This window comes from Pseudacidovorax sp. NFM-22, assembly GCF_021401245.1.
In the GTDB taxonomy this organism is placed as follows: Bacteria; Pseudomonadota; Gammaproteobacteria; order Burkholderiales; family Burkholderiaceae_C; genus Xenophilus.
In genome coordinates this window covers 627,827-649,367 of sequence record NZ_JACBFY010000001.1, presented here as the reverse complement: position 1 = coordinate 649,367, position 21,541 = coordinate 627,827, and the positions used below count along the sequence as shown (strand labels likewise).

Below are 21,541 nucleotides of genomic sequence, written 5' to 3'. Positions count from 1 at the left end.
GCCGCGGCTTGCGCTCGCGTTGGCTCGTGTTCCGAAAGCTGATCCATGACTCTTTCCGACATGCTCAACATCGGCCTCATGCAGGGCTTCGCGGGGCTTTCGCTCTTCGCGGTGCTGCTGCTGATGGGGCTGGGGCTGGCCATCATCTTCGGCCAGATGGGCGTCATCAACATGGCGCATGGCGAGTTCATGGCCATCGGCGCCTACACCGTCTACATGGCCGCCACCTTCACCGAGAAGCAGGCGCCCGGGGCGATGGCCTACTACTTCCCGGTGGCCATCGTGCTGGCCTTCTGCGTGGCCTTCGTCTTCGGCTGGCTGATGGAATGGGCACTCATCCGCCATCTCTACAGCCGGCCGCTCGACACCCTGCTGGCCACCTGGGGCGTGAGCCTGGGCCTGCAGCAATGCTTCCGCAGCTTCATCAACCCCAAGGAGGTCAGCCCCACGCTGCCCGAATGGCTGATGGGCTCGTGGTCGCCCTCGGAAGGGCTGGACATCCCGATCAACGGCCTGTTCGTGCTCAGCCTCACGCTGATCGTGACGGCGGGCGTGCTGATCGCCCTGCACCGGAGCCGCTGGGGCCTGCGGGTGCGGGCCACCGTGGCCAACCGCACCATGGCCAACGCCACCGGCATCGACACGAAGAAGACCGACCGCCTGACCTTCGCCATCGGCTGCGGCATCGCCGGCATCGCGGGCGCCGCCTTCACCACCATCGGCTCGACCGGGCCGACCTCGGGGCAGCTCTACATCGTGGACTCTTTCCTGGTCGTGACCTTCGGCGGTGCGGCGAGCCTGCTGGGTACGGTCGTGTCGGCCTTCGGCATCGCACAGACGCAGTCGATCTCGGAGTTCTTCATGACGGGCTCGATGGCCAAGGTGCTCACGCTGTCGCTGATCGTGCTGATCCTGATGCTGCGGCCCCAGGGCCTGTTCGCCTCCAAAGTGCGCCGGTGACATGGCCCACCTTCGTTTCTTGAACTGGACCGACCCATGCAATCCCTCAAGGCCCTGATCGTGCGCTACCAGCTGGGCAGCCTGCTGCTGCTCACGCTGCTGCTGGCGGTGGTGCTGCCGCTGTCGCTGGACATCTTCCGCCTCAACCTGGTGGGCAAGTACCTCTGCTATGCCTTCGTGGCCGTTGGCCTGGTGATGGTCTGGGGCTATGGCGGCGTGCTGAGCCTGGGGCAGGGCGTGTTCTTCGGCCTGGGCGGCTATGCCATGGCGATGTTCCTCAAGCTGGAGGCCTCGGACCCGGTCAGCACCAAGATCCAGTCCACCCCCGGCATCCCGGACTTCATGGACTGGAACCAGATCACCGAGCTGCCCCTTCTCTGGCTGCCCTTCAAGAGCCTGCCGCTGGCCCTGCTGGCGGTGGTGCTGGTGCCCATGGCCCTGGCCTGGCTGATCAGCTTCGCGATGTTCAAGCGGCGCGTGGGCGGCGTGTACTTCGCGATCATCACGCAGGCCGTGGCGCTGATCCTCACCGTGCTCATCATCGGCCAGCAGGGCTACACCGGTGGCGTCAACGGCATGACCGACCTCAAGACGCTGGCGGGCTGGGACACGCGCACCGACAGTGCCAAGTACATCCTCTACTTCGTCTGCGTGGCCCTGCTGATCGCGAGCATCGTGCTGTGCCGCTTCGTGCAGACCAGCAAGCTGGGCACGCTGCTGCTGGCCATGCGCGACAAGGAGGACCGGGTCCGCTTCTCGGGCTACGACGTGGCCAATTTCAAGGTCTTCACCTTCTGCCTGGCGGCGGCGCTGTCGGGCATCGGCGGTGCCATGTTCGCGCTGCAGGTGGGCTTCATGTCGCCCAGCTTCGTGGGCATCGTGCCCTCCATCGAGATGGTGATCTTCGCTGCCGTCGGCGGGCGCATGAGCCTGGTGGGCGCCGTCTACGGCACCTTGCTGGTCAATGCGGGCAAGACGCTGTTCTCCGAGAGCTTCCCGGACCTGTGGCTGTTCCTGATGGCCGCGCTGTTCATCGGCGTGACCATGGCCTTTCCCATGGGGCTCGCCGGCCTCTGGGAAGACCGCATCAAGCCCGCGTGGCAGCGGCGCCAGGCCCAGCGCCGCACACAGGCGGGGCGCCTGGCCGCGGCGCAGGCCGCCTACCCGGAGGTGCCGCCCGTGCCCGAGGCGCCCGCACCCGAGCTGGCCGGCGCCATGCGCAGCCAGGGCGCCTGATCCATCGACGCAACGAGCCCACCATGAGCAACACCGACTTCGCCCTCGCGGTCGAGGACCTGAGCGTCTCCTTTGACGGCTTCAAGGCCATCGATGCGCTGACCCTCTATATCGACCGCAACGAACTGCGCGTGATCATCGGCCCCAACGGCGCTGGCAAGACCACGCTGCTGGACCTGATCTGCGGCCGCACCAAGGCCTCCAGCGGCTCGATCAAGTTCAAGAACACCGAGTTCAGCGGCATGGCCGAGTACCGCCGCGTGCGGCTGGGCATCGGCCGCAAGTTCCAGACGCCTTCGATCTACGAGAACCTGTCGGTCTTCAAGAACCTGGAGGTGTCCTACCCCGCCGGCCGCTCGGTCTTCGGCGCGCTGGCCTTCCGCTGCACCGACGAGGTGAAGGCCCGCGTGCAGGGGGTGGCCGAGGAGATCGGCCTGGCCGACCGCCTGGACGCCGAGGCCGGCCTGCTCAGCCATGGCCAGAAGCAGTGGCTGGAGATCGGCATGTTGCTGATGCAGGACCCGGAGCTGCTGATGCTGGACGAGCCCATCGCCGGCATGAGTTCGCGCGAGCGTGAACTCACGGCCGAGCTGCTCAAGCGCATCTGCCAGAACCGCGCCGTGATCGTCATCGAGCACGACATGGACTTCGTCAAGCAGATCGCGCACAAGGTCACCGTGATGCATCAGGGAAAGATCCTCGCCGAGGGGCCGATGGACAAGGTGCAGGCCGATCCCAAAGTCATCGACGTGTATTTGGGGCATTGAAATGAGCAACGTGATGCTGAAGGTCGAAGACCTGCATGTGGCCTATGGCCAGAGCGAAGCGCTGCATGGCGTCTCCTTCGAGGGCATGGCCAACGAGACGGTGGCCATCATGGGCCGCAACGGCATGGGCAAGACGACGCTGTTCAAGGCGCTGATGGGCGTGCTGCCGACGCGCAGCGGCCGCATCGAGGTGGCGGGGCAGGAGGTGACCCGGGACGAGAGCTTCCGCCGGGTGGCCAAGGGCATCGCCTACGTGCCGCAGGGCCGCATGATCTTTCCCACCCTGACGGTGGAAGAGAACATCCAGACCGGGCTGGAGAACAGCCGCACGCGGCGCATTCCCGACGAGATCTATGCGCTCTTTCCCGTGCTCTTCGACATGAAGCGGCGCAAGGGCGGCAACCTGTCCGGCGGGCAGCAGCAGCAACTGGCCATCGCCCGTGCGCTGGTCACCGAGCCCAAGGTGCTGCTGCTGGACGAGCCCACCGAGGGCATCCAGCCTTCGATCATCAAGGACATCGCCCGCGCGCTCAACGAGATCCGCAAGCTCAAGGGCATCACCATCGTCGTCTCGGAGCAGGTGCTGAGCTTCGCCATGGACGTGGCCGACCGGCTGTTCGTGATCGAAGGCGGCCGGCTGGTGCACGAGACGCCGCGCGACAAGACCGACGAGGCCCACATCAAGGCCTACCTGTCGGTCTGACTCCCTCCCTTCGTTCTTTCTTCCCGCACTTCAACCAGGAGCCCTTTCCATGCCCGAAACCCTCATCAAGGTCGACCTGTCGCAGCCCGCGCCGTCCAACGAGATGGTGCACAACCGCTGGCACCCGGACATCCCGATGGCCTGCTGGGTGAATCCGGGCGACGACTTCGTGCTGGAGACCTACGACTGGACCGGCGGCTTCATCAAGAACGACGACAGCGCCGACGACGTGCGCGACATCGACCTGACCACGGTGCACTACCTGAGCGGCCCGGTGGGCGTGAAGGGCGCCGCGCCTGGCGACCTGCTGGTGGTGGAGCTGCTCGACATCGGCGCCAAGGACGACAGCCTCTGGGGCTTCAACGGCTTCTTCAGCAAGAAGAACGGCGGCGGCTTCCTGACCGAGCATTTCCCGCAGGCGCAGAAGTCCATCTGGGACTTCCACGGCATGTTCACCACCTCGCGCCACGTGCCCGGCGTCAAGTATGCGGGCCTCATCCACCCGGGTCTCATCGGCTGCCTGCCCGACCCGAAGATGCTGGAGACCTGGAACGCGCGCGAGCAGGCGCTGATCGACTCCGACCCGGCCACCAGCGGCCTGGCCAACCCGCCCTTCGCCGGCACGGCGCACATGGGCAAGCTCACGGGCGAGGCCAAGGCCAAGGCCGCCGCGACCGGCGCGCGCACCGTGCCGCCGCGCGAGCATGGCGGCAACTGCGACATCAAGGACCTGTCGCGCGGCTCGAAGATCTTCTTCCCGGTCTACGTGGAAGGGGCCGGACTGTCGGTGGGCGACCTGCACTTCAGCCAGGGCGACGGCGAGATCACCTTCTGCGGTGCCATCGAGATGGCTGGCTGGGTGCACATGAAGGTCAGCGTCATCAAGGACGGCATGGCCAAGTACGGCATCAAGAACCCGATCTTCAAGCCCAGCCCGATCGTGCCGACCTACAACGACTATGTGATCTTCGAAGGCATCAGCGTCGACGAGAGCGGCAAGCAGTACTACCTGGACGTGAACGTGGCCTACCGCCAGGCCTGCCTCAACGCCATCGAGTACCTGAAGAAGTTCGGCTACTCGGGCGCGCAGGCCTATTCGATCCTGGGCACGGCGCCGGTGCAGGGCCACATCAGCGGCGTGGTCGACGTGCCCAATGCCTGCGCCACGCTGTGGCTACCCACGCAGATCTTCGACTTCGACATCAATCCCTCGGCCGCCGGTCCGGTGAAGTTCCTCGACGGCAGCATCGACATGCCGCTGTCGCCGGACCTGAGCTGAGGGACGGAGCCGACCATGCCGACCTACGACTACGCCTGTGCCGACTGCGGCGGCTTCGAGGCCCTGCGCAGCCTGGGCGCGCGCAACGAGCCGGCCGCCTGCCCGGTGTGCGGCGCGGCGTCGCCGCGCGTGTTCGCCAGCGCCCCACGGCTGGGGCTGCTGGAGAGCGCCACCCGGCGGGCCATGGATGTCAACGAGCGCGCACGGCACGAGCCCCGCAGCTCGCGCGACTACCAGCGGTTGCGGCATCCGGCCGGCTGCGGCTGCTGCAGCCCCGGGCGCACGGCCAAGGCCACCGTCACCGCCGCCAACGGGGCGAAGGCCTTTCCATCGAAGCGGCCCTGGATGATCAGCCACTGATCGACGGCGCCCCATCCTTCTTGCAGCCTCCCAGGAGACCACCGCCATGATCCACGGCGACATTTCCAGCAGCCACGACACCGTCGGTGTCGCGGTCGTCAACTACAAGATGCCGCGCCTGCACACGCGCGCCGAGGTCGTGGCCAATGCCAGGCAGATCGCCGACATGGTGGTGGGCCTGAAGGCCGGCCTGCCCGGGCTGGACCTGGTGGTGTTCCCCGAGTACAGCACCCACGGGATCATGTACGACGCCGCCGAGATGTACGAGAACGCGGCCAGCGTCCCCGGCTTCGAGACCGAGATCTTCGCCGAGGCCTGCCGCAAGGCGAAGGTCTGGGGCGTGTTCTCGCTCACCGGCGAGCGCCACGAGGAGCACCCCAACAAGGCGCCCTACAACACGCTGATCCTCATGAACGACCAGGGCGAGATCGTGCAGAAGTACCGCAAGATCATGCCCTGGGTGCCCATCGAGGGCTGGTACCCGGGCAACTGCACCTACGTCAGCGAAGGCCCCAAGGGCCTGAAGATCAGCCTCATCATCTGCGACGACGGCAACTATCCCGAGATCTGGCGCGACTGCGCCATGAAGGGCGCCGAGCTGATCGTGCGCTGCCAGGGCTACATGTACCCAGCCAAGGAGCAGCAGATCCTCATCAGCAAGGCCATGGCCTTCGCCAACAACGTGTACGTGGCCGTGGCCAATGCGGCGGGCTTCGATGGGGTGTATTCGTACTTCGGGCATTCGGCGCTGGTTGGCTTCGATGGCCGCACGCTGGGCGAGTGCGGCGAGGAGGAGATGGGCGTGCAGTACGCGGCGCTGTCCAAGGGCCTGATCCGCGACTTCCGCCGCCACGGCCAGAGCGAGAACCACCTGTTCAAGCTGCTGCACCGCGGCTACACCGGGGTCATCAACTCGGGCGAGGGCGACAAGGGCGTGGCGGACTGCCCCTACGGCTTCTACAGCGACTGGATCGCCGATCCGCAGGGTATGCGCGAGCGCGTGGAGGCCTTCACCCGCAGCACCGTCGGAACCGCCGAGGCCCCCATCGACGGCATTCCGAACGAGGCCACCGTCAGCGCGCACCGCTGATGCGCGCCGACGCCATGCGCACCGACACCGGCCCGGCCGTGGCCGACCCGCTCGCGGCATGGCGGATCGGCAGCGAGCCCTACTACCGGCCGCGCGACGACGAATGCGTGCAGTTCGAGGCCGCCTGGTCGCGGCGGCTGCCGCTGCTGCTCAAGGGGCCCACCGGCTGCGGCAAGACGCGCTTCGTGCAGCACATGGCGTGGCGGCTCGGCCGCCCGCTGGTCACGGTGGCCTGCAACGAGGACACCACGGCGGGCGACCTGCTGGGCCGCTGGCTGCTCGATGCCCAGGGCACGGCCTGGCAGGACGGGCCGCTGGCCCTGGCCGCGCGCCATGGCGCGCTGTGTTACCTGGACGAGATCGTCGAGGCCCGGCCCGATGCCCTGGTCGCGATCCATCCGCTGACCGACGACCGGCGCACCCTGCCGCTGGACCGAGCCAGTGCGCTGATCCATGCCCACCCCGACTTCATGCTGCTGGCCAGCTACAACCCGGGCGGCAGCCGGGAACTCAAGCCGGCCACGCGCCAGCGCTTCTGCGGCCTGGCCTTCGACTATCCCGAGGCGGAGGACGAGGTGGCGGTGCTGATGCGCGAAGGCGGCGTGGCGGTGGAACTGGCCTCGTCGCTGGTGGCGCTGGGCCGGCGCACGCGGCGGCTGGCGGGCCAGGGCCTGGAGGAGGGCGCGTCCACCCGCATGCTGGTGCGGGCCGCCCAACTGGTGCGCCAGGGCCTCGCCCCCCGTGCGGCGGCGCTGAGCGCGCTGGTGGTGCCGCTGGCCGATGACGACATGCTGCAGCAGGCGCTGGTGGCGGCCGTCGATGCCACCTTCTGACCCTGCTGCCGACGGCATGACCGCGGCCGACGCGGCGGCCCTGCGCCCCCTCGGCCTCTGGATCCGCATGCTGTGGGACATCGCGCTGCCGGTGCTGCCTCTCCGCGCGGAGGATCCGGACGGCGGTGTCGGGCCCGGTGGGTGGCCATGCCTGCGACCCGAGGGACTGTGGCTGCCGGCCGCGCCAACGCCTCTGACAGGCAGCGCGCGGCTGCTGTGGCAGCAGGCTGCCGTGAGCCATGCCGCGGCCCACCGTGTCTTCTCGCGTGCCAGCTTTGAGCGCGCCGGTACGGCGCCGATCACGCAGGCTATCACCGGCGTGCTGGAGGACGCCCGCGCCGAGGCGCTGGCCGCACGGGAGTTGCCGGGCCTGGCCCGGCTGTGGGCGAGCCAGCATGCGGCCACGCCGGACCTGGGCGACGGCTTCGAGGCGCTGTTGCTGCGCCTGGCGCGGGCCCTGGCGGATGCGGGCTACGGCGATCCGCATCCGTGGATCCACAAGGCGAGGCGGTGCTTCTGGCGGGATGCGGCGCAGCAGGTGCTGGCCCAGCCCGACCCCCGCGCCATGCACCGGCTGGCCTCCGAGCTGGGCCATGACCTCGGTCAGATGCGCACGGCCTTCAACCCTCGCAGCTACCGGCCGGGGCCGGACTACCGTGACGACAACCGCTGGCTCTGGCGCGAGGCGGGCGAGCCGCAGGCCGAGCGGCAGCGGCTCTCTCCCGTGCCGTCGGCGACCGACGCCCAGGGCGTGCGGGCGATGGCGCCGGCCGGGCCGGGCATGCAGGACGAGCTGCACCGCCATCCGGAATGGGACGCGCGCATCGGCCTGGTGCGCCGCGACTGGTGCTCGGTGTGGCTGATGGCACCGCAGCGGCTCGTGTCGCCGGCCGGCAGCGCGACCGGTCAGGTCGCTGGCGGCGTGGACACGGCCCTCCTTCGCAGGCTGCGCAGGGCGCTGGAAGGCCCGGCGCCGCGGTGGCAGCCGGCCGCATCCGGCGACGAACTCGCCATGGGCGAGGCCGTCCGCGCCATCGTGGCGCGGCGCGTGGGCCGGCCCTGGGATCCGTCACGGACCTGGCTGCGAAGAATGCGGGCGCCCGTGCGTGCGGCGGTGCTGCTGCTGGTCGACACGTCGGCCTCCAGTGCCAGCTTGGTGCCCGGCGCCGGCATCGCACTGGCCATACAGAAGCGCCAGGCCGTTGCGCTGGCCCAGGCGCTCACGGCCGTGGGCTGGCGGGTGGCGGTGCAGGGGTTCGATTCCGACGGGCGCCATCGCGTGGCCGTGCGACGGGTGCTGGACTTCGGTGAGGCCTGGGACGCCCGCAGTGCCGCCCGGCTCGACGCGTTGGCGGCCGCGCGTTCGACACGGCTGGGAGCGGTCTTGCGCCAAGGGCTTGCCCAGCTGCGTGCCCAGCCGGTCGACCGGCGCTGGATGCTGGTGCTGGGCGATGCCGAGCCGCACGACATCGACACCCTGGATGACCGCCACCTGGTGGCGGACGCGCAGCATGCGCTGCGGCGCGCGCGGGCCGCCGGGCTGGGCGTGGCCTGCCTGGTGCCGCGGCGCGAGGATGTGGCCGGCGCCAGCCGCGTCTTCGGCGAGCGGCATGTGGCGGCGGCCGGCAGCGAGGCCGACCTGCCGCGGGCCCTGGGCCGGCTGGTGCCGGGGCTTCAGTCCTTGTAGCCCGGGCTCTCGCGGTCCAGCTTGCGCAGCAGCGCCGGCCAGGCGATGTTGGCACCCTGGCCCGTGGTGACCTTCTTCATCACCTGGCTGATGCCGTCCATGATCTGCGGGTTGACATGCACGAGCTCCCCGCCGGCCTGCGCGTCGATCTGGATGCGGCAGGCGTTCTCGAAGGTGTACATGTGCAGGAAGGCGTCGGCCACGGTCTTGCCGACGGTGAGCAGACCGTGGTTGCGCAGCAGCATGTAGTTGTTGCGGCCCAGGTCCTGCTGCAGGCGCGGCTTTTCGTCGTCGCGCACGGCCACGCCTTCGTAGCTGTGATAGGCCAGCGAGGCCAGCACGAAGGTGCTCTGCTGGCTGATGGGCAGCACGCCGCACTTCTGGGCGCTGACGGCCACGCCGGCGCGGCTGTGGGTGTGCAGCACGCATTGCACGTCGTGGCGGGCCTCGTGGATGCAGCTGTGGATCACGAAGCCGGCCGGGTTGACCGGGTACGGCGAGTCGATCAGCTTGTTGCAGTCCATGTCGACCTTGACCAGGCTGGAGGCCGTGATCTCGTCGAACATCATCCCGTAGGGGTTGATCAGGAAGTGATGGTCCGGCCCCGGGATGCGCGCGCTGATGTGGGTGAAGACCAGGTCGCTCCAGCCGTAGAGCGCCACGAGGCGGTAGCAGGCGGCGAGGTCCACGCGCAGCTGCCATTCCTCGTCGGAGACGAGGCGGCGGACTTCGCTGAGTTCGGCTTGGGTGGTGGCATTCATGGGTGTCTCCTTGGGCGCCGCACGGGCGGCAGGTTCGGATGGTCGCGGGGACGGGCTGTGGCGGCAGAGCGCGAAATTCAAGCCGTTTCTGTCGTCAGGGCCTTCTTGTAGATGCTCTGCCGCGGCTGGGCCATCAGCCGCCGCAGCATGGGTTCGAATTCGGCGATGGGCAGCGTCTCGCCCTTGGGATCGAAGGCCGGGTTGTCGTAGAGCTCGCAGAACTCCGCCGTGCGCTCGAAGTGCGGATGCGTGCGGAACTGCTCGCGCAGGTCGCGGTCCAGCCCGATGTGATGGAAGAAGTAATGGCCCTGGAAGATGCCGTGGTGCTTCACCATCCAGTGGTTCTCTTCGCTGACGAAGGGCTGCAGGATGGCCGCGGCGATGTCCGGATGGTTGAAGGCGCCCAGGGTGTCGCCGATGTCGTGCAGCAGGGCGCAGACCACGTATTCCTCGTCCCGGCCGTCACGCAGGGCGCGGGTGGCGGTCTGCAGGCTGTGGGTGTAGCGATCCACCGGAAAGCCGCCGTAGTCGCCCTCGAGCAGCTTCAGGTGCGCCATGACCCGCTCTGGCAGCCCGCTGGCGAAGTGCATGAACTCGCCACTGATGGCCTGCCAGTCCTCGCGCGTGCTGTCCTGCATGCGCACGAAAGTCGCCCTGTGGGCCATGGTCGTCTCCGTCGTTGTCGTGGGGGAGACGGCACTGTAGGCCTGCGCGGCGGGCGCCGTCTGTCCGGCAGACGACAGGAGCCCTCCGAACGGCACGGCAGGGAGGCCCAGAACGCTTCAGAACAAGCCAGAGAGGGGCCGTTGGGGCGCGACGGCGGGCCGTAAGCGCTGCAGTGGTGCACGACGGTGAGGGCGGTAGGCCGCCTGCAACGGCGCAAGTTTGACTACTGTCGGGTGGCAGATTCTTCGCGGTGATGGTTCGCAGCCCGCACATCGACCCGCTGCCGCTCATTTCGGGGGAGTTCCTGATCCGGTCGCTACCCATTCCTGACTGGTAACCTAATGCGTCAAACACCAACGCAGAAAATCAACAAAGTGACTGAGATGGCAGATCCCCGCCTTGACCGCCTTGAAGGCATTCTGCTCACCCTGCTGCCTGTGGATGGCAGCAAGGTGCCCAACGGCCAACTGCGCGCGAAATGGGTGCAGGCTGCACTCGCGGCTGGAGACAGAGTCACCGAGGCCGAGTTCGACGCCACTCACGATCGCTTGGCGACCGCCGGCCTGCTGGTAAAGGGGCCTGGTCGGGGTGGTACTACCGGACGTGCTGCAGGCGCAGCGCCGGACGCCGACGACTTCGAGTTGCAGACGGGTGAATCGCCCGCTGAGGAACCCGCGGTCAAGGCCGCTTCCGCTACGAAGCCCAAGGGCAGATCCACTTCGCGCGCGGCGGCAGATGAGCCCGCCCAAGTCATCAGCTACCGCCACGCCGACCGGCGCAAGAACAACCCCGAGGTCGGTCTCGTCAACGAAGCCAGCGACCCGCAGCAGCCGAAGAAGGAGTGGGCGTACAACCCGCACCTGGACCCGGTGCTGAACTTCGACTCCAGCCGTGCAGAGTTGGAGACCCAGGTGGCTGACGCGCTGGCGTCCGGCGAGCCGGCTGCGATGAAGGCCGCGCTGGAAGAGATCCAGCGCCGTGGCGCACCTTACCTGCAGTGGGCCGGCAAAGCCGAGCGCACCAGCTTCGAGGTGGACACCGTCAGCCTGCACGTGCACGAGCGCATCGACCCGATGAGCATTCTCTCGGCGGTGCGCAAAGGAGGCCCGGGCGAGAAGAACGCGAAGCCGGCCGATGAGGCCAAGCTGCGCCAGGCCAGCCTGTTCGAGGCGCCGTTCGAGAACCTGCCGCTGCGTGACGCGGTGGACTTCTACCGCCACGACAAGGGCTGGGCCAACCGCCTGGTCAGTGGCGACAGCCTGCAGGTGATGAACAGCCTGCTGGTCAAGGAAGGCATGGCCGGGCAGGTGCAGATGGTCTACATCGACCCACCCTACGGCATCAAGTACGGCAGCAACTTCCAACCCTTCGTGGGCAAGCGCGACGTCAAGGACAAGAGCGACGCCGACCTGACCCAAGAACCCGAAATGATCAAAGCGTTTCGGGATACGTGGGAATTGGGTCTGCACTCCTACCTTTCATATCTCCGTGACCGGCTACTCCTTTCCAAGGAACTACTTAAAGATTCGGGTAGCGTGTTTGTTCAGATATCCGACGAGAATTTGCACCTCGTCCGAAATATTTGCGACGAGGTCTTCGGTCCCGAAAACTTCATTTCCGTTATCACCTTCGTCAAAACTAGCGGTCAAACCAGTGAGCTCTTGTCAGGCGTCAGCGACTACTTAGTTTGGTACGCGAAAGACAAGGCGCTCGCGAAGGACAAATTCCATCAAATTTTCGCGGAGAAGAGCGCGCTCGTAGAGGGTGGCGGAGAGTACGTCTGGTTGAGAATGCCCGACGGGGGCGAGCGGACGATGACGAGCGCAGAGCGTTCAGATATCGAATTGGCTAGTAAAGCTGGCGCCGTTTTTCGCCATGACTCAATGGTTTCCCAGGGCTTCCGACAGTTCACTACAGTCGAGGTTCCATTCCAAGGGCGCGAACACTTTCCCGGCGCGACAAACAACTGGAAGACAACGGTGGATGGGATTCGGCGACTTGGTTATGCGCGCCGCCTGGTCTCTTCTGGTTCCGTCCTGAAGTACAAGCGATTCGTAGACGACTTTCCAGTGGTGCCGATAGGAAATAACTGGTCGGACACCGCAACGGGCGGCTCTTCAACCGATCCCCGGGTCTATGTCGTTCAGACCGTTGCACGAGTCGTCGAACGGTGCATGTTGATGACGACGGACCCTGGCGATCTGGTGTTTGATCCGACATGCGGGTCCGGGACGACTGCGTTCGTGGCAGAGAAGTGGGGGCGACGCTGGATAACTTGCGACACGTCGCGCGTTGCGGTCACCCTGGCCAAACAACGGCTGATGACCGCCAGCTTTGACTACTACGAGTTGAGGTACCCCTACGAAGGGCTAAAGGGCGGGTTCATCAATCGGGAAGTGCCGCACATCAAGTTGGGAGACATCGCAAACAACGCAGACCTCGACACGATCTACGAGCGCCTGCATCCAGCCGTCGAAGAGGCTCTGGCTGCGCTGAATGTCGCGATCGAGAAGCACGCTCCGCTGGAACCGCTTGCTGTGACTGAAGGCGTGCGCAAGGGGCAGAAGCTCCAGCTCGGCGCGGCGGGTGTGACACTGCACGAATGGGAAGTGCCGTTCCCAGGGGGCGAAGGCGTCCTGCCGCCAGGGTGGCAGCCCGCGCTGCGCGAGCCTTTCGATGCTTTTCACGCTGCTCGCCAACGCATGCAGGCAGAGATGGACCGCTCCATCGCGGCCAACACAAAGAACGAGTCTCTCTACGACCAGCCGGAGAAGAGCAAGACCAAGCTGCGCATCACTGGCCCGTTCACGGTCGAGGCCGTGCCTTTCCCGACGGTGCTGAGCCTGGAGGCCGCCGAGGGCGGCGCATCGGCCACGCCCACCGAGGACCAGGCCTACCAGACCAGCATCGCGCGCAGCGGCGAGAGCAACCGCCAGCAGCAGTGGCGCGATGAGCTGCTGAAGACCGGCATCCGCGGCAAGGGCGGCCAGAAGCTGGAATTCGCCGAGCTGGAGGTGATGGCAGGCACCACCTGCCTGCATGCCACCGGCACGCTGGCCGAAACGGGCGAGCGGGTGGTGGTGAGCTTCGGCCCCGAGCACGGCGCGCTGGAGCAGCGCCAGGTCGAGCACGCGCTGAACGAGGCCGGCGAGCTGTTCCCGCGGCCGAAGATGATCGTGTTCTGCGCGTTCACTTTCGATCCGGAAGCGGCCAAGGACATCGACGCGCTCAAGGGCATCACTGCGCTGAAGGCGCAGATGAACACCGACCTGCTGACCGAGGACTTGAAGAAGGCCCGCAGCAGCAACCAGAGCTTCTGGCTGATGGGCCAGCCCGACGTGAAGGTGGACCCGCTGCCAAACGGGTTGTGGCAGGTAGAGGTGATGGGCTTCGACTACTTCGACACCGTCAAAGGCGAGCTGATCTCTGGCGGCAAGGGCAAGATCGCCATGTGGAGCCTGGACACCGACTACGACGGGCGCAGCCTGTTCCCACATCAGGTGTTCTTCCCCATGGCCGGCAAGGACGAGGGCTGGAAGAAGCTCAAGAAGACGATCCGCGCCGAGCTGGACGAGTCGATGCTTGACCAGTTCCACGGCACCGTGTCACTGCCCTTCGAGGCCGGCAAGCATGCCAAGGCAGCGGTGAAGATCGTTGATGACCGGGGCATCGAGTCTTTGAAAATCCTGCCCTTGGTGAAGGGGGCCGTCTGATGGTGCCCAGCAAGGAGTGGCTGGACTGGGCCAGCCTGATCGGCGGTATTGGCAGTGGCGTTGCGGGTGTCGGTGCGGTGGCCGCGTTCTGGCAGCTCAGGCTGCTCAAGACACAGAGCGTGACCAGCTTCGAGGACGGGCTCGTAGACGAGTACCGCGATATCGCCAAGGAACTGCCGCTAGATGCTCTGCTGGGCGCTGACATGAGCCCGCAGGACGTGGCCCAGGCACTACCTGCGTTCTACCGTTACTTCGACCTCTGCAACCAGCAGCTTTTCCTGCACCAGGAGGGGCGCATCCGAAAAGCGACGTGGGCGCTTTGGCGCGACGGCATCGTGTCGAACCTGCAGCGTCCAGCCTTTGCGCGAGCTTGGGCGGAGATTGCTGCGAAGGCCACCGGCGACTTTGAGGAGCTGCGGGCACTGTGCCCGCCGCAGTCCACTGCGCCGAAGGGGGCTGCATGAAGCGCCCCGGCAACATCATCATCAACTCGCCCTTCATCGTTCCGCAGCGCCACTGGCAGCAGCAGAACGATGGCACGCTGGCGCTGATCGAGGGCCGCCGGCCGGCCAGCTACGAGATCTACGACGTCCGCAACAACACGCGGCGCGTGGAAGTTCTAGAGCAGGTCAACGAGATCCGCAGTCGCGTCGACGTCTGGCGCGCCGATGACTACCCTGGCGTGACGGCGGTGACGCGCCAGCTGCTGGAGCATTGGCGCGATCAGACGCCGGGCGTACGCGCCAATTCCTTCTACTACTGCCAGCTGGAGGCGGTGGAGACGCAGATCTGGTGGGTGGAGGCCGCGGCTTCGTACCGGCAGGGTGTATTCCTGCAGGGCGACGGTGGCCCATTCGAGCGCGTGTGCAACAAGATGGCCACCGGCTCGGGCAAGACCGCGGTGATGGCGATGCTTATCACCTGGCAGGTGCTCAACGCAGTCATCTACCCGAAGCGCCACAAGGACTTCTCGCGCGCCATCTTCATCGTGGCGCCGGGCCTGACCGTCAAGGGCCGGCTGAAGGTGCTGTACCCGGGCGAGCCGGGCAATGCCTACGACGAGTTCGCCACCTGCCCATCGGATGCGCTGCGCAGCAAGCTCAACCAGGCCGAGATCCTGGTGGAGAATTGGCACACGCTGATGCCGCTGAAGGAGCCCGACCGATCGGTGGTGAAGAAGGGCAAGGAGCCCGATGAGGTCTTCACCAAGCGGGTGCTAGGCAAGCTGGCGCAGTTCAAGGACATCGTCGTCATCAACGACGAAGCGCACCACGCTTACCGCAAGCCGGCTGACATCAAGATCAGCAAGGCACAGGCCGCTGAACTGGGCATCGACCTGGACGAGGCCACGCGCTGGATCGAAGGGCTGGACCGCATCCACAAGACGCGCCGCATCCAGCGCTGCTTCGATCTGTCGGCCACCCCGTTCGCGCCTACGGGCAAGGCCAACGCCGAAGAAGGCCTGTTCACCTGGGTGGTCAGCGACTTCGGCCTGAACGATGCCATCGAAGCCGGCCTGGTCAAGACGCCGCGGGTGGTGGTGCGCGATGACGCGCTGCCGAACGCGCAGACCTATCGGTCCAAGCTCTATCACCTGTACCGCGAGCCCGAGGTGCAGGAGGACTTGAACCGCCGCGGCGCCGAGCCGCACGAGGCGTTGCCCAAGCTGGTGCAGGACGCCTACACGCTGCTGGGCGCCGACTGGCGCGCCGCGCTGCTGGACTGGCGCGCGGCTGGTCACGCTTCACCCCCGGTGATGCTGACCGTCTGCAACCGCGTGGAGACGGCCGCGCGCATTGAGCACTACCTGAACCACGGCGACGCGCACTGGACCGAACTGAAGGCGGCAGAGCGCACGTTGCGGGTCGATTCCAAGGTGCTGGAGAAGGCCGAGATCGGCGAGAAGGCGGCGGGCGAGAGCGTGTTCAAGGCACGCCTGTCGTCGTTGCTGAAGGTGCTGCAGCTGCCGGACGACCTGGTCGACAAGCTCGATGCCGCGAAGAAGGATGGCGAAAAGCTCAAGCTGCTGGCGGGCCACATCAGCCTGAAGCCCGAGGCGCGCAAGCGCTTCGACGAGCAGCAGCCGGATGACCAACTGGTGACCTTGATCCAGGCCGCGCCAATCGACGCCGCGGTAAAGGACTACCTGCTGGGCGCGACCGAATATGTCAACCGTCTGCGCGAGATCGTGAAGGCGGCGAAGCTGCCCAAGGACCGCGAGGAGCGGCTGCTGGCGCTCGACAAGGAAGACCTGCTGCGCGCAATCGTGGACAGCGTAGGCAAACAAGGCCAGGCCGGCCAGGCGCTGCAGAGTGTCATCTCGGTGGCGATGCTGTCCGAGGGCTGGGACGCGAAGAACGTCACCCACATCATGGGCCTGCGGGCGTTCACCAGCCAACTGCTGTGCGAGCAGGTGATTGGCCGCGGCCTACGCCGCGTGGGCTATGACCGCGACGAGAACGGCCTGTTCGTGCCCGAGTACGTCAACGTCTTCGGCGTGCCCCTGTCCGTGTTCGTCGATGCCGACGATGGTGGCCCGCCGCCACCCCCGCCCAAGCCCAGCACACAGATCGAGTCGCTGGCCTCACGCAATGAGCTGGAGGTGCGTTGGCCCAACCTGCTGCGCGTGGACGTGGTAGTCAAGCCGACGCTGGCCGTGGCGTGGAGCACGGTGCCGGCGCTGCGGCTAGACCCGGCGGCCACCCCCATCAGCGCCGAGCTGGCGCCGGCCGTAGGCGGGGCTACTGACCTGGGCAACACGACAAGCATCGACCTGGAGAAGCTGCCCGAGGACTTCCGCGCCCAGCGCATCATCTTCCAGGCTGCACGCAAGGCCTTCGACCAGATGAGCGGGCGCTTCAAGGGCAACCGGGAGTACCTGGTCTTCCAGCTGATCCGCCTCGTCGAGCAGTTCGTCAGCCCGGCCGCGAACAAGCTGGACATCCCCAGCCTGTTCCATAGCGACGGCCTGCGTCGTCGCATCCTGATCGCGCTGAACGCCGACCTCGTCGTGCAGCATCTGGTTAAGCATGTGGAGCAGCAGAACGTGGCTAGCATCGAGCCGGTGTTCGACCCCGAGCAGCCGATTGGCTCGACCCGCGCCATGCGCACTTGGTACACGACCAAGGGCAACCAGCCGACCAAGCGGTCTCAGATTAGCCACGTAGTCGGCGACAGTTCTTGGGAAATCTACGCCGCGAACATCTTCGATTGCAGCGATCTCGTCTCGGCGTATGCCAAGAACGATCACCTGGGTTTCCAGATCTTCTACCTGTGGGGCGGATCACGCCGCCGCTTCCTGCCCGACTTCATCGTGCGCCTGGCCAACGGCAAGACGCTGGTGCTGGAGATCAAGGGCGAAGACTCGCCTCAGAACGTGGCCAAGCGCGATGCGCTGAAACTGTGGGTTGAGGCCGTCAACGCCAAGGGCGGCTTCGGCCTGTGGTGCTGGGATGTGGCGTTCGAGCCGGCGCAGGTGCGTGACATCGTGCACAGGCATGGCGCGACGTCCTGATGGGGCCCGGCCGGTCCGTTTAGAACGTTCCGCGCTTTGCCGCCAGGGAAGCGGCGTGGGGGGCGTCAGATCTTCCTGAACACCACGTCCCAGACGCCGTGGCCCAGCTTGATGCCCCGGTTCTCGAACTTCGTGAGCGGCCGGTAGTCCGGCTTGGACGCGAAGCCGCCGGCGTCCGGCGCGGCGGTGTTGGCCAGCAGCGGCTCGCCGGACAGCACCTCGACCATCTGCTCGGCATAGGGCTGCCAGTCGGTCGCGCAATGCAGGTAGCCGCCGGTGGCGATGTGCTCGGCCAGCTGGCGCACGAATGGCGGCTGGATCAGCCGGCGCTTGTGGTGGCGCTTCTTGTGCCAGGGGTCGGGAAAGAACACGTGCACGCCGGCCAGGCTGCCGGGCGGGATCATGTGCTGCAGCACCTCCACGGCGTCGTGCGCCACGATGCGGATGTTGGCCAGGCCCTGCTCGCCGGCGCGCTTGAGCAGCGCGCCCACGCCGGGCTCGTGCACCTCGCAGCAGATAAAGTTGTCATCCGGCCGCACGCGTGCGATGTGCGCGGTGGCCTCGCCCATGCCGAAGCCGATCTCCAGCACGGTGGGGGCCTCGCGGCCGAAGGCCTGCGCGAAGTCCAGCGGGGCGGGGCGGTAGGGAATCAGGTACTGCGGGCCGAAGTCCGCATAGGCGCGGGCCTGGGCATCGGTGGTGCGGCCGGCGCGCCGCACGAAGCTTCGGATGCGGCGGTGGGGATGTTCGGTGTCGCCGGCGTCGGGCGGGGCAGCGGGGGAGTCGTTCGTTTCGTCGGCGGTCACGGGGCGGGATTGTAGAGAGCGGCCCACGGCGCGACCCAGCTGGCCAGGGCCTGTTGGAGTCCGTCTTCCAATCGCGCCGCGGGCAGCCCCAGGGTCTGCGCGGCGGCATCCAGTGCCGAGCGCGCGGCTGCCGGCGTGCCGCTGTCGATGGCGGCGGCCCCGTTCTGCTTGGACAGCTTCTCGCCATTGGCACCCAGCACCAGCGGCGTGTGCAGGTAGCGCGGCGTGGGCAGGCCCAGCGCGCGCTGCAGCAGGATCTGGCGTGGCGTGTTGTCGGTCAGGTCGGCGCCACGGACCACGTCGGTGATGCCCTGCTCGGCATCGTCCACGACGACCGCGAGCTGGTAGGCCCAGGGGCCGTCTGCGCGGCGCAGCACGAAGTCGCCGACCTCGTGCAGCACATCCTGGCGCTGTGCGCCCAGGCGGCGGTCGGTCCAGTCGACGAGGGGCGCGGACGCGCGCCAGGTGGCGAAGCGCCAAGCCCGCGCCGGCTTGCCGTTCAGGCCGTGGCGGCAGGTGCCGGGATAGACGCGCTCGCCATGGCGGTCATGGCCGATGCCCTGGGCGGCCAGCGTCGCGTCGATCTCGCGGCGGGTGCAGCCGCAGGGATAGGCCAGTTCGGCGTCGATCAGACGCGCCAGCGCGGCCTGATAACGACCGGCACGCGCCGTCTGCCAGACCGGCGCCTCGTCCGGAATCAGGCCACAGGCGGCCAGCTGCTGCAGGATGTGCTCGCCCATGCCGGGCAGGCAGCGTTCGGTGTCCGCGTCCTCGATGCGCACCAGCCAGCGGCCGCCGGCCGCGCGGGCATCGAGCCAGCTGGCCAGCGCCGCCACCAGCGAGCCCGCATGCAGCGGCCCGGTGGGCGACGGCGCGAAGCGGCCGATGTAGCCGGCCACGTTCTCAGATCACGGCCAGCGCCAGCTCCAGCCCCGAGACGAAGGCATCCTCGACCCGGTGGCCGATGCACCAGTCGCCCGCAATCCCGATGCCCGAGGCGGCGTTCCAGAGGTGGCTGCGGCCGAGCGGCGTCTCGGTCTTGGCCTCGGTCCACAGGCGGGCCTGGGCGAAGGAGGGCTCGACGCGGATGCCGGTGATCTCGGCGAAGGCGCGCAGCAGCTTGGCCTGCACGCGGGCCGGGTCGTCGCCGATGTGTTCGGCCGACCATTCGGCGCTGGCCTGGACCGTCCAGCGCTCGATGCTGCCGCGGCCGGGCTTGGACGACTCGCGCGCCAGCCAGGCCACGCGGTGGTGGGTGGAGCGGGCGCAGTTCCACTGCGGGCCCAGGTGCGGCAGGCCGGGCTGGCTGGCCTGCGCGAAGGCGATGTGCAGCGACCAGCAGGGCGCGATGCGCACCGGCGCCAGCGGCGCGGCCAGGGCCGGTGCCACAGGCTGCAGAAGGCTGCGCGCCGCGCCCGCCGGCACGGCCAGCAGCACGGCGTCGAAGCCGGCATGCACGGCATGGTCGTCGCCGTCGCCCTGTGTGCGCAGCTGCCAGCGGCCGGGCTGCAGCGTGTCGGCCTCCAGTTGCGAGACGGTGGTGCCCAGGTGCAGGGCATCGCCCAGCGGCGCGGCCCAGTGGGCGGCCAGGGCATCCATGCGGGGCAGGCCGACCCAGTGGGGTTCCAGGCCCGGCAGCGAGGCTTCGACCACGCGGCCCAGGGCATCGAGCACGCGCACGGCGTTGGCGCTCCAGCGGCGGCACGGCGCGGCCGTGGCGTCCAGCGCCAAGCGGAAGCGCGCGTCGCGGACGGTGAAGTACTGGGCGCCGGTGTCGAAGCTGCCGGTGCGGCTGTCCAGGCCAGCCAGCCGCCCGCCGGGCGTAGACGCCTGCTCGAACACCGCCACCTCCAGGCCGGCCTGCGCCAGCGTACGCGCCGCCGCGAGGCCGGCGATGCCGGCGCCCACGATGGCAATGCGGCGGGTTGAGGAATCGGGGCGGTCGGCGGCGGTGAGGGGCATGGCGGCAGGTGGTGCGGACAGCGGGATGGTCGTCCGACTCTAACCGCACCGATGACGCCCCATGCTGCGCCAGCGCAGGGCGCCCGGGTTTGTCCCGGTACGGCGGGACGGCGGCGGGCGCCCTGGCGATCAGCGGCCGCGGTGCTGCGTCAGCAGTGCCTCGCGGGTGCCCGCATGTTCGAACTGCCCGAGCCACCACTGCAGCGCCAGCCCGGGCTGTGCGGCACTGCGCACACGCCAGGCCGCATGCATGTGGGTGGTGGGCGACTGGCGCTCGGTGGGCAGGGCGACCAGATGGCCGGCCTCCACATAGGGCCGCGCCATCGGCTCGGGCAGGAAGCCGGCGCCCAGCCCATGCAGCTGGGCATGCAGCTTGGCCTGCATGGTGGGCACGGTGAGCACGTCCTGGCCGGCCAACAGGTTGACGTTCATGCCCTGCGAGAGCCGGGCCGAATCGGCCGCGGCGACGGCACGGTGCTGGCGCATCATGGCCTCGGTGACGGGCATGCTCGTGCGCGCCAGCGGATGGTTCGGCGCCACCGCGTACACGAAGGAGAGCTGGCCCAGCACGCAGCTGCGGATGCCGGTGCCGGTGAAGCCCAGGCCATCGGCGTCCAGCACCGAGCCGATGGCCAGATCGGCCTGGCCGCTGGTCAGCGCCTCGATGGTGCCCAGCAGCGTCTCGTCGCGCAGCTTCAGCCGCGTGGGCGGCGACAGGGCATAGAAGGCGCCGACCAGGTCGTAGAGCGGGTCGCGGGCGATCACGCTGTCGATGGCGATGGTCAGCTGCGGCTCCCAGCCGGTGGCGATGCGGCGCACGCGGTTGGCCACGGCGTCGATCTCGCCCAGCAGTCGTGCGGCGTCGCGCAGCAGTTCGCGGCCAGCTTCCGTCAGTTTGGCCTGGCGGGCGCTGCGGTCGAACAGCAGCACGTCCAGCGCGTCCTCGATCTGCCGCACGCGGTAGGTGAGGGCCGAGGGCACCAAGCCCAGGCTGCGGGCGGCGGCGGCAAAGCTGCCGCGGTCGACCACGGTCTGCAGCATGGCCAGGGCGTCGGGCGTGAGGACTTCGCGTGCGGTGGGCATGGGCGGATTGTCATTCAAAAAATTTGAACGACGTCTTCAATGCACTGCGGTTTCAAGCGGGGTCCGCAGGCCTAAAGTTCATTCCATCGCGGCGCAGTTCGGTGCCGCCTACCGGGGAAGG

18 protein-coding genes are annotated in these 21,541 nt (G+C 67.8%); 12 read left to right on the top strand and 6 right to left on the bottom strand.

Annotation, left to right across the window (positions count from 1 at the left end):
* Window positions 1–45 precede the first annotated feature (45 nt).
* The 9 genes from urtB to L0984_RS02840 are packed head-to-tail and all read left to right on the top strand — an operon-like array spanning window position 46 to window position 8,915.
* Entirely contained in the window at window positions 46–960 is a 915-nt protein-coding gene (gene urtB, locus L0984_RS02880; protein ID WP_234192250.1) for an urea ABC transporter permease subunit UrtB, read from the top strand.
* 36 nt (window positions 961–996) lie between these two features.
* Window positions 997–2,196 (top strand): urea ABC transporter permease subunit UrtC, encoded by a 1,200-nt coding sequence (urtC, locus tag L0984_RS02875; RefSeq protein ID WP_234192249.1) that lies wholly within the window; start codon window positions 997–999, stop codon window positions 2,194–2,196.
* Between the two features lie 23 nt (window positions 2,197–2,219).
* Window positions 2,220–2,963, top strand: coding sequence for an urea ABC transporter ATP-binding protein UrtD (urtD, locus tag L0984_RS02870; RefSeq protein ID WP_234192248.1), 744 nt, complete (start codon window positions 2,220–2,222; stop codon window positions 2,961–2,963).
* Window positions 2,964–2,976: 13 nt separating this feature from the next.
* Window positions 2,977–3,666 (top strand): urea ABC transporter ATP-binding subunit UrtE, encoded by a 690-nt coding sequence (urtE, locus tag L0984_RS02865; protein ID WP_234192247.1) that lies wholly within the window; start codon window positions 2,977–2,979, stop codon window positions 3,664–3,666.
* Window positions 3,667–3,715: 49 nt separating this feature from the next.
* The gene (gene fmdA / locus L0984_RS02860; RefSeq protein WP_234192246.1) at window positions 3,716–4,945 is read left to right on the top strand and encodes a formamidase; all 1,230 of its coding nucleotides are present in this window, start codon (window positions 3,716–3,718) and stop codon (window positions 4,943–4,945) included.
* A 15-nt stretch (window positions 4,946–4,960) separates the two neighbouring features.
* Complete coding sequence (locus L0984_RS02855; RefSeq protein WP_234192245.1) at window positions 4,961–5,305, top strand: FmdB family zinc ribbon protein; 345 nt, start codon at window positions 4,961–4,963, stop codon at window positions 5,303–5,305.
* A gap of 46 nt (window positions 5,306–5,351) precedes the next feature.
* On the top strand, window positions 5,352–6,395 hold the full coding sequence (locus tag L0984_RS02850) for an aliphatic amidase (protein ID WP_234192244.1): 1,044 nt from the start codon (window positions 5,352–5,354) through the stop codon (window positions 6,393–6,395).
* Entirely contained in the window at window positions 6,395–7,228 is an 834-nt protein-coding gene (locus tag L0984_RS02845) for a CbbQ/NirQ/NorQ/GpvN family protein (RefSeq protein ID WP_234192243.1), read from the top strand. The genes L0984_RS02850 and L0984_RS02845 overlap by 1 nt, the downstream gene beginning before the upstream one ends.
* Before the next feature lie 16 nt (window positions 7,229–7,244).
* Window positions 7,245–8,915: a hypothetical protein gene (locus L0984_RS02840; protein WP_234192242.1), complete on the top strand. Its 1,671-nt coding sequence runs from the start codon at window positions 7,245–7,247 to the stop codon at window positions 8,913–8,915.
* On the opposite strand, the gene L0984_RS02835 is transcribed toward L0984_RS02840, so the two are convergent.
* Together L0984_RS02835 and L0984_RS02830 are read right to left on the bottom strand one after the other, a co-directional pair.
* Window positions 8,903–9,676, bottom strand: coding sequence for a class II aldolase/adducin family protein (locus L0984_RS02835; RefSeq protein WP_234192241.1), 774 nt, complete (start codon window positions 9,674–9,676; stop codon window positions 8,903–8,905). The two genes, L0984_RS02840 and L0984_RS02835, sit on opposite strands and share 13 nt — an antisense overlap.
* Window positions 9,677–9,753: 77 nt before the next feature.
* A complete protein-coding gene (locus L0984_RS02830) occupies window positions 9,754–10,341 on the bottom strand; it encodes an HD domain-containing protein (protein WP_234192240.1) in 588 nt (195 codons plus the stop codon).
* Between the two features lie 384 nt (window positions 10,342–10,725).
* Here L0984_RS02830 and L0984_RS02825 point away from each other — a divergent pair, with 384 nt between their 5' ends.
* The 3 genes from L0984_RS02825 to L0984_RS02815 are packed head-to-tail and all read left to right on the top strand — an operon-like array spanning window position 10,726 to window position 17,569.
* Window positions 10,726–14,055, top strand: a complete 3,330-nt coding sequence (locus L0984_RS02825; RefSeq protein ID WP_234192239.1) for a site-specific DNA-methyltransferase — start codon at window positions 10,726–10,728, stop codon at window positions 14,053–14,055.
* Window positions 14,055–14,519 (top strand): hypothetical protein, encoded by a 465-nt coding sequence (locus tag L0984_RS02820; protein WP_234192238.1) that lies wholly within the window; start codon window positions 14,055–14,057, stop codon window positions 14,517–14,519. The genes L0984_RS02825 and L0984_RS02820 overlap by 1 nt, the downstream gene beginning before the upstream one ends.
* A complete protein-coding gene (locus tag L0984_RS02815) occupies window positions 14,516–17,569 on the top strand; it encodes a DEAD/DEAH box helicase family protein (protein ID WP_234192237.1) in 3,054 nt (1,017 codons plus the stop codon). Before L0984_RS02820 ends, L0984_RS02815 begins: the two co-directional genes overlap by 4 nt.
* A gap of 65 nt (window positions 17,570–17,634) precedes the next feature.
* Here L0984_RS02815 and trmB read toward each other — a convergent pair whose 3' ends face one another.
* From trmB to L0984_RS02795, 4 genes are all read right to left on the bottom strand, one after another.
* Entirely contained in the window at window positions 17,635–18,375 is a 741-nt protein-coding gene (gene trmB / locus L0984_RS02810; protein WP_234192236.1) for a tRNA (guanosine(46)-N7)-methyltransferase TrmB, read from the bottom strand.
* Window positions 18,372–19,274 carry a tRNA glutamyl-Q(34) synthetase GluQRS gene (gene gluQRS, locus L0984_RS02805; RefSeq protein WP_234192235.1) on the bottom strand — a complete coding sequence of 301 codons (903 nt, stop codon included), beginning with the start codon at window positions 19,272–19,274 and terminating at the stop codon, window positions 18,372–18,374. The genes trmB and gluQRS overlap by 4 nt, the downstream gene beginning before the upstream one ends.
* Window positions 19,275–19,278: 4 nt before the next feature.
* Window positions 19,279–20,337 (bottom strand): NAD(P)/FAD-dependent oxidoreductase, encoded by a 1,059-nt coding sequence (locus L0984_RS02800; RefSeq protein WP_234192234.1) that lies wholly within the window; start codon window positions 20,335–20,337, stop codon window positions 19,279–19,281.
* Between the two features lie 129 nt (window positions 20,338–20,466).
* Window positions 20,467–21,420 (bottom strand): LysR family transcriptional regulator, encoded by a 954-nt coding sequence (locus tag L0984_RS02795; RefSeq protein ID WP_234192233.1) that lies wholly within the window; start codon window positions 21,418–21,420, stop codon window positions 20,467–20,469.
* Window positions 21,421–21,541 lie beyond the last annotated feature (121 nt).